This is a genomic window from Dactylosporangium siamense, from assembly GCF_016862795.1.
GTDB classification, from domain to species: domain Bacteria; phylum Actinomycetota; class Actinomycetes; order Mycobacteriales; family Micromonosporaceae; genus Dactylosporangium; species Dactylosporangium siamense.
Window position 1 is genome coordinate 1 of the sequence record NZ_BONQ01000216.1, and the last position, 8,057, is coordinate 8,057.

6 protein-coding genes are annotated in these 8,057 nt (G+C 68.2%); 2 read left to right on the top strand and 4 right to left on the bottom strand.

Going from position 1 to position 8,057, the window contains the following annotated elements:
* Window positions 1-510: 510 nt before the first annotated feature.
* From Dsi01nite_RS56270 to Dsi01nite_RS56280, 3 genes are all read right to left on the bottom strand, one after another.
* Window positions 511-1,251 (bottom strand): hypothetical protein, encoded by a 741-nt coding sequence (locus Dsi01nite_RS56270; RefSeq protein ID WP_203854772.1) that lies wholly within the window; start codon window positions 1,249-1,251, stop codon window positions 511-513.
* Window positions 1,252-1,365: 114 nt separating this feature from the next.
* On the bottom strand, window positions 1,366-2,289 hold the full coding sequence (locus Dsi01nite_RS56275) for a L,D-transpeptidase (RefSeq protein ID WP_203854773.1): 924 nt from the start codon (window positions 2,287-2,289) through the stop codon (window positions 1,366-1,368).
* Complete coding sequence (locus Dsi01nite_RS56280; RefSeq protein WP_203854774.1) at window positions 2,286-4,097, bottom strand: S53 family peptidase; 1,812 nt, start codon at window positions 4,095-4,097, stop codon at window positions 2,286-2,288. Before Dsi01nite_RS56280 ends, Dsi01nite_RS56275 begins: the two co-directional genes overlap by 4 nt.
* A gap of 527 nt (window positions 4,098-4,624) precedes the next feature.
* Between Dsi01nite_RS56280 and Dsi01nite_RS56285 the strand changes: the two genes are divergently transcribed.
* Window positions 4,625-5,266, top strand: coding sequence for a hypothetical protein (locus tag Dsi01nite_RS56285; RefSeq protein WP_203854775.1), 642 nt, complete (start codon window positions 4,625-4,627; stop codon window positions 5,264-5,266).
* Here the strand turns inward: Dsi01nite_RS56285 and Dsi01nite_RS56290 are convergent.
* Window positions 5,215-5,586: a helix-turn-helix domain-containing protein gene (locus tag Dsi01nite_RS56290; RefSeq protein ID WP_203854776.1), complete on the bottom strand. Its 372-nt coding sequence runs from the start codon at window positions 5,584-5,586 to the stop codon at window positions 5,215-5,217. The genes Dsi01nite_RS56285 and Dsi01nite_RS56290 overlap by 52 nt on opposite strands.
* A 1,204-nt stretch (window positions 5,587-6,790) precedes the next feature.
* Between Dsi01nite_RS56290 and Dsi01nite_RS56295 the strand changes: the two genes are divergently transcribed.
* The gene (locus Dsi01nite_RS56295) at window positions 6,791-7,588 is read left to right on the top strand and encodes an SAM-dependent methyltransferase (RefSeq protein WP_203854777.1); all 798 of its coding nucleotides are present in this window, start codon (window positions 6,791-6,793) and stop codon (window positions 7,586-7,588) included.
* Window positions 7,589-8,057 lie beyond the last annotated feature (469 nt).

The following is an 8,057-nucleotide window of genomic DNA, read 5'->3' on the forward strand; positions in this document are numbered from 1 at the left end:
GTGGGCACGTCGAAGCCGGCCAGCGCCTGTGGCCCGAGCGCCGTCGGCCAGTGACTGGGCAGGTCCAGACGCGCCTGGTCGGTAATGGCAGCCGTCATGAGGTGACTCCATCTCTCAGAGGTGTGCCCGTGACATCGGCATGCGGCAGTGGTACTGCGGTGTTGCGTCGAGTGCCGAACCGATCGCCGGGCCGATAGGTCGGCCGAGGCGCAGGATGGGCGTGGTCGTCATCGGACAGGGCCCTGCTCGCTGAGATGCCACCCCGGGCAAGGGAGAGGTCGCGGCTACCAGCAGTTGTTCGAGTTCGCGTCGAACGCGCAGGCCGTCGCCGCGGTGACCATCGTGGGGCTGTACGGCCCAGCCGCTGGCCGGTAGGCAGGAACGGGCACGCCTGACAGCTGCCGCAATGATCACGGCCAGCAGCCCCAGCACGACGGCGCTCGAGGAAGCGGTCTGGGTCCGCCTGCTGGGGACGGACCCGGCTGCTCCCGCGTCGGGCGGGCTGGTGGATTAGCCCGTGACCGGGGCCCTGGTCTTGCCGGGCGACGGCGGCGCGGCCGTCGGCGTGCCGGTCGTCGGCGGCGCCTGGGTCGGGTTGCCGGTCGGCCGCGCGGTAGTGGGCTTGGCGGTCGGTGAGCTCGTGGCCGTCGGTGAGACGGTCGCCGAGGTCGTCGGCTTCGCGGTCGTCGGCGTGGTGCTCGGGCTGCCGGTCGGGCCGCCGCCGTTCTTGCCGCAGGTCGCGACCGCGAGGTTGATGGTGGCGGCCTCTGTGCCCGCCCCAGCGGTGATGGTGACCCGCATCGCGACGATGGTGGTGGTGCCGTCACTGTTGGTCGACTGCACCCCGTAGGCGACCTTGCCGTTGCGGCCGACGGAGCCGGCTGGGGTGCCGCTGACGCTGGAGGAGGTCTGACCGTTGGTGCAGGTGGCCGTGGCCTTCGACGCGGTGACGAGGCCACCGAAGGCGGTGAAGCCGCTGATTTCGGCAGACGCCTTGCCGCCGCCGGCGCGGACAGTGGCGGACCCGAGCTTGATGGTGCCGTCGGAGGAGCTCGCGCCGCCGTTGGCCGTCTTGGTGCTGCCGTCGGTGCTGGAGACGGCCGGGGTGACGCTGATCGGTGCGGTACCGCTGGCGCTGATGCCGTAGGCGGCGTCGCGGTGGGTCTCGGCAGCGCCGGCGGTCGTGGTGTACAGCAGCAGGCCCGCGCCGCCGGCGGTGACGCCGGCGGCGACCAGAGCTGCAATGCGCAAACGCATCACGGTCGGGATGTCCCTTCGGATTGCACGACAGGTTCGAGGTGGTGCGACAAATTGGGTGCCCGGCGGCCGTCCGGGTCCGGTCGGTCCGCCGGCTCATGGCTCGGCTCAGGGGTCGAGCTGCACAACGGTGCCGAGCGGGACTTGAGCGAGGGCGCGCAGAGCGTCGGCCGGCACGCGGACGCAGCCGTTGCTGACGTGCTTGCCGAAGACGTCGTTGCTCGGCCAGCCGTGGATCGCGGTGGTGGCCGGGCCGCCCTTGTAGGTCGTGAGCGTGGTGCTGTGGGTGCCGAGCGGCAGGATCAGCGGTGACATCCGCTGGCTGTCGTCGACCACGGAGGCGAGCAGGAACGTCCGCCCGGTCGGGGTTGGGGTGGCTCGCGCGCCCGCGGCGACGGTCCACTGCCCGACGAGGACGCCGTCGCGGAGCAGCTGCAGTCGGGTGGCGTGCACGCTGACCCGGATCTGGTAGGGCGTGCGCGCCACGTCGACCGCTGTGGCGTCGAGCCAGCCGGTGCCGTGGTTGGGCCTGCTCGGCAGCAGGACCCGCCACCAGCCGGGCTGCTCATCGATGACGGGCAGCCAGGTCGGGCTGCCGGCCTGGCTGATCGGCAGCCGGGCGATCGGCTGGCCGCCGGGCCGGTCGAACAGGGTCGTGGTGGTGCGGTTGTGCACGACCACGCCGTCGGTCGGCGCTTGCACGGCCGTGTCCAGCGGTGCGAGCGGGACCGTGGTCTCGGTGGTTGCCTCGGGCAGCCCGCGCAAGATTGCGGCGGGGATGGCCGGGACGGCCGGGTATTGCGATGCGCTCGGCGGTGCCGTTGTCGGCTGGGTGGGCGTGGCCGGGGCGCTGGTCTGCGCGGCCGGGCTGCCTGCTGTGGGGCTGGGTGTCGGGGCGTCGATGCGGCCGGGGTTCGCCCGGCAGGTCGCGGCGGCGAGCATCACCGCCGCGACCAGGACGGCGCCCGCCAGGCCGGCCAGAGCCCGCGGCCGGTTGCCGCCGGTCCGGGCCGGCGTGGCGGGGGCGCTCATCCGACGAGCTCGGTCAGGTACGCCGGGCCGGGGACGCCGAGGCCGGTGACCGGGTCGTACCCGGGGCGGGTCTTGAGGCTCTGCACGCCGGCGTCGAGGTCGAGCAGGTAGTCGCCGGACGGCTGCCCGGCGGCGGTGGCCGGGGTCCAGATCCCGGCGTCGACGTGGTTGACGTCGGTGACGATCGCCTTGCCCGCCGCCGTCTTGCTGTACAGGATCGGGGCGGCGAGGCCGACGACGGCGGCGCCGCCGGTGCGGGCCTGCGCGACCGCGGTCAGCGACGCGATGATCGGCGTGGCGAGGCTGGTCCCGCCGATCGGCCCGGCCCGGTACTGCCCACCGACGGTGTACCCGACGTAGAAGCCGGTGTACGGGTCGGCGAGGGCGGCGACGTCAGGCAGCATCCGCTTGGTGCCGGGCAGATTCGCCTGCCAGGTCGGCTTGTCGAAGAAGTGGCTCGGGCCGCCGCCCGCGCCGCCGACGAGCGGCGGGTTGAGTCGCTTCCAGGTGCCGCCGGTCAGCACGTTCCCCGCCGACTCCCAGCCGGTCTGAACCGCGATCTGGTTGTTGCCGTTCAGGCCGGTGGAGGTGCCACCAACCGCGGTCGCCCACGGCGACGACGCCGGAAACATCGCGCTCGGCCCGTTGGCGCCGTCGAGACTGGAGTTGTCGCCCCAGTCCCCGGACCCGGCATAGAAGCCGATGCCGAGCAGCGCCGCCCGCGCCAGGATGGTGTTGGTCGCGGTCAGGTACGCCGGGTCGTTGGGTTCGCCGGTGAGGCCCCACGAGGCGGAAATGACGGTGGCGTCGATGGACGGGTCGGCGATGACCGCCGCCACAGTCTCCTCCAGCTGCGTGCAGTCTGGCGCCGCGGCGTAGATGATCTTCGCGTCCGGTGCGAGGGTGTGCACGGTCTGGACGTCGAGGGCCTGTTCGGCGTACCAGGAGTCGCGGTCACAGCCGGGAGCGCCGCCGGGCAGGTTGTACTGCTTGATGACGAGCCGGTCGGCCGGCAACTCGGGTACGGCGTTGCTCCTGAACGTGGCGTTGGCGTCGGCCAGGACGGTCGGGTTGTGGAATGCGCCGACGATGACGATCGTCTGGCCTTGCCCGCGGTCGGTCGCGCCGAGGCCGTACATGGCGCGCAACTGCTCGCCGTTGTACCCGCACAGGATGTTGGACTGCGCACCGGCCGGGTGCTTCTGCGGCACGGATGCCTTGTTGTACTGGGCCCAGTAGGCCGAACAGTACTGGCCGTCGGCGGTCGGGACCGCAGCCGGCCGGGCGATCAGCGGTTTGGCCACCTGTTGGGTCATGCCGGACACCGCCCGCACTTCGGCGCGGATCGCTGACGGGACCCTGGGTGTGGAGACCGCCGAGCGGACCCGGACTCCGTTGCGCGTCGTGTCGCGCAGTTGGGTGCCGAACGCAGCGCGGGCCTGGCGGGCGGTGCCGGTGATGGTCAGCCGCGAGCGAGTGTCATCGAGATCGGCGATTTGGAACCCGACGCGTTTCGCCCAGCGGGTGACGCGGTCGACCTGGCCGATGCTGGCGCCGTATCGGTCGCGGACCTGCTCGCGGGTCAGGTGTTTGCCGAACGTGGCACTGCCCGGGGTCGCGACCGCCGTCGCCGCCGCCGACACCTCGGACGGGTCGGCGGCCAGGGTGAGGGTCAGGGTGATCGGTGCGCTGTCGGGCACGATGCCGCCCGGAGACGACGGCGCAGCTGTCGCCGTCGAGGCGAAGGCGAGCACGGCCGCCGCCGACGCGACCGCGGCGACCGCGGCGGTGAGGGGTGAACGTCGCATGCAGAGGTTCCCTCCAGCCGCCGGGAACGGTTTCGGCGGCACGCTGAAGACCGGCACGACGACAGCCGAGCCGGGTGGTGGATGGGTACGAGAGGCGACACTGACCGCTCATCGACGATCGCGATCAGCAGCCTGATCAGGTCAGCGGCACCGCCAGTTCGCGGCACCGGCTAAACCGGGGGGGCCATGCGACCAAGACCATGCACACACCGTCCCGACTCGGTTCGATAGCCACGAGAACACCCACGGGCAGGCCGCATCGCTGGATTTTGGAGCCGCATGGTCGATCGGGCATCGGTTCGGTGCGGTGTCATGCTGGTCACGCACTGAGGATCGTCGCCGTGGCGCCGACCTGGAAGTTGGCCAGAGTTAACCAACGTAAGCCGGTGGGTAGTGCGCATGAATGAACACCTGCACCCGTTGACGCGGCACTGGTTGAAAGTTAGATAGTGAACGGCTGATCTCTTCGCGCATCGGTGGAGATCAAGTGCCGCACCGCGAGCGGCGACTCGGGAGGGGGCCCGTGGATGAGTGTGATCTATGACCTGGTCGATGACGACCTCGCTGGCGCACTGCCGGACAAAGTGGCTGCTCAGCTATTCGACCTTGGACTTGCCAGCAATAGCGCCGCGCTTGCCTACCAGCATGCGCGGCTGATGGAGGAGCAGTCCCACAACGCGCTCTCGGCGGCGCCGCTAGACAACGAAGGCTTTCAATTCCGGCGACTGATCGCCGATGAACAGGCCCAGACCGCCCTCGCAATGACCGAGCAGCATCTGGCCACCTACAGCCTGGTCGCGGCCACGTACGCAACCTTCGCCTCAAAGGTCATCACAGCCGTCATGGCCGGCGCCTTGCTGGCCGTGGAGGTCGCGGAGCCTGTTCAGCCGTCCTCCGTCCTGGCGGACCCAGACTGGATGATCCCAGCGGTCATGCTTCCTGCCGGCACTATGGGCGTGCTGAGGGATGTGGAACAGGCGCGCCAGCGCGTGATCACCGCGGCAACCGCAGCAAGATCCTCAGGAACGATCGAGTGCTATGACGGCCGCAGGGCTGCCGCGAATCGCTCCCCTGGGGAGATCGACCTGAGCGCCGAGGTTCCGATCGGCCTCCATGCCTACGCAACCCTGCTGGTCGAGGCCCTCGGATCACTCGCTGCCGATCGCTGATGATTCGGGCGAGGACCGCCGGCCACTGGCCGCGAAGGCCAATCGTCGAGCGGATCGAGTGGCAGGCCGAGGTCCTCCGGCCGGACGTCGAGCGCGATCCCGAGCAGACGCCGACTGCGCTGGTCGGGGATCCGCCAGCCGTTCTCCCAGCGGCTGATCTCCGTCTTAATGCTGTCCTGCGAAGCTGACCCGACCCCGTGCATCTGACCGAGCTCTTGGAGGCGCAGGTTCAGCCGATACTGCGACAACCGCTTCCGTTTGCGGGCGGCCCGGATGAGTTGTCCGATCCGCTTCGCCTCTTCGCGTCGATCCTCGTTCACCCAGCCTCCTCGCTTAGGCGTGCGACAACTGCGCTCAACACACAGATTCCACTTGCCCATGGTTCAGCTGTCGCCATTGCGAAATCTGAACGAGCAAATTGACCGTTTGCCACCGCCGCCACCCCCATGAAGTCGACGCAAAATAGGACAGAACACTTTAATAGAGCTTGAGGAGGTAATTTGCGGCACCGCTCCACCCACGTCCGGCAAAGATGCAGCAACCGACAGCTGGCCGGCCTGCCAGGTGATCACTTGCACTGTCCTATCGCACCCGCGCCATGGGTTCCACGATCAAATTCGGCGCGCATCACGCACGTGCAACATGCACGCTCACAACGCGAGTAACTCAAAGTAGTTGGCCGGCCAGCCTCAAGCTCGTCACTCAAAGCAGCCATTCACGGCTACCGCCAGTACAGACAGCCTGCCAGGCTCGCCATCTTCCTGTAGCGAGCGGTGCACTTAGCGCTACTCACGTACCGCACGTAACCGAGACATCGACGCTTGGAACAGTGACGCACCTGACACGAATTTCCCTCGCAAGCCGTCGACCAGCGCCCTGACCTTGACGAACCCGCCGTCTACCCCGAAAGTTGACCATGGGACATCGACCGCTCCCGCTCCAACCAGGAGCCCGGGCGGTCCACTACGGGGAGTGACAGTGGACTTCAGCGACGTTGACGCCCTCGCCACGATGATCAAAAACCCGTGGGATGTTGGAGTACTACTCGCCCTTCAGGATGGGCAACCGCTTCGATACACGGAAATCGGCGAGAGGCTCAATGCATGGGGTGGCCGACACCCTGGCGACAGCACGCTCACGCGACGGCTCAAACACTTGGAGGAACTCAGGCTCCTGACCGTGGACTGCCTGCCTGGGACGCGACCGAGGTACACCATCACGGGCGATGGAGAGCGGAATCTGTCGTTCATCAGCACCGCTGTCGGGGCGGCCCGCCGCGCCCGCCAGACATCAGGCCGGGGCCGCCTAGCCCAGCCTGCAGGCAATCGACAGGACCGACCAACAGGCAGCAGCGAAGGCGCCGTTCGACAGGAGGTCCCCGCACTCCCACGCCGTACATCTGAGGTGGATCCGACGCGGAGCTTCGGAACAGCAACGCCAGCCGAAACACCCACGCCCAGGCACGAACCCGCACCGATGGCACCCGACCTTGCTCGGACAGGGCAGGAACTGCGAGGCAATGACATGACCGCCCCAACCGATATCGACGTAACGAAACCACATGCAGCACGACGTTACGACTACTGGCTCGGCGGCAAGGACAACTTTCAGGCAGACCGGGATTCGGGCGACGCTATCGCCAACCTGTTTCCTACCATTCGAACGGCCGTACTAGAAAATCGCGGCTTCCTTCGACGGGCGGTCGAGTTCGTCGTCAACGACGGACGAGTTCGCCAGATTCTTGACATCGGCACGGGGATTCCAACCAGCCCGAATACCCACGAGATTGCGCAACTAACCACTCCTGACACTCGTGTGGTCTATGTCGACAACGACCCTATCGTCTTGTCGCACGCCCGGGCGCTCCTCACCAGCTCACCGGACGGGTCCACGGCATACATCGAGGCTGACCTGAGAGACCCGGACCGAATCCTCGCAGATCCCGTACTCCGCGCCACCATTGACTTCCAGCAGCCTGTCGCGCTCATGCTTGTCGCCGTTCTCCACTTTCTGGAGGACGCGGCCGGGCCCGTGGAGCACCTTCGGCGCGTACTGCCTTCAGGAAGCTTCCTGGCGATCACGCACATTGCGCAGGATTTGCTTCCCGCACACATGAAGTCGGACGCCGACAAGACCGGCAAACGTGGGGGCGTGCCAACATTCGCGCGAACCAAGCAGGAGTTCGCCAGACTCTTCGAGGGACTGACTCTCGTTGAACCCGGCATTGTCTCCGTCGCCGAGTGGCGAGATAAGCGGCCGGCGTCGGAGAGGCCCAGCGAACTGGATGTAGCGATGTGGGGTGCGGTCGGTCGGGTGCCGTAGCTGCAGCAGAGTCGCCTGGCGACAGCTGTAGCGGCCTAATGCATCCCACCGAAGCGCTCGAACGCAGCCGCAGATACCACAGGTCATCGGGCTGACAAACGCCACGTGGCTCATGTCCGGCGCCCCGACAAGCGCAATCCACGGAACAGCGGCACCCACGTCAGGCCGACCGCACCAGACGTAGGCGCGGCTGGCGGGGCACCGCATCGCCGACAGCAGGCGCACCCGCAAGGTGGCGACGACAGGCCGGACAACGGATTCCGGTGTCGCCGGCCAGTCCATGCTCGCACCGAGCGCCTGAAGGACTCTCGGCCTGGGCAACTTGCCCGCCGCCCGCAATCACCGCAACGTCCGTACCAACAGCGACCCCGTCGTTGGGATGGTGGAAGTTGTGGTTCGGTCCGTGGGTGGTGGGTGGCAACGACGTGGGGTGCAGGTGCACGTCGCCGTGAGGTGCAGCCGCCGGCTC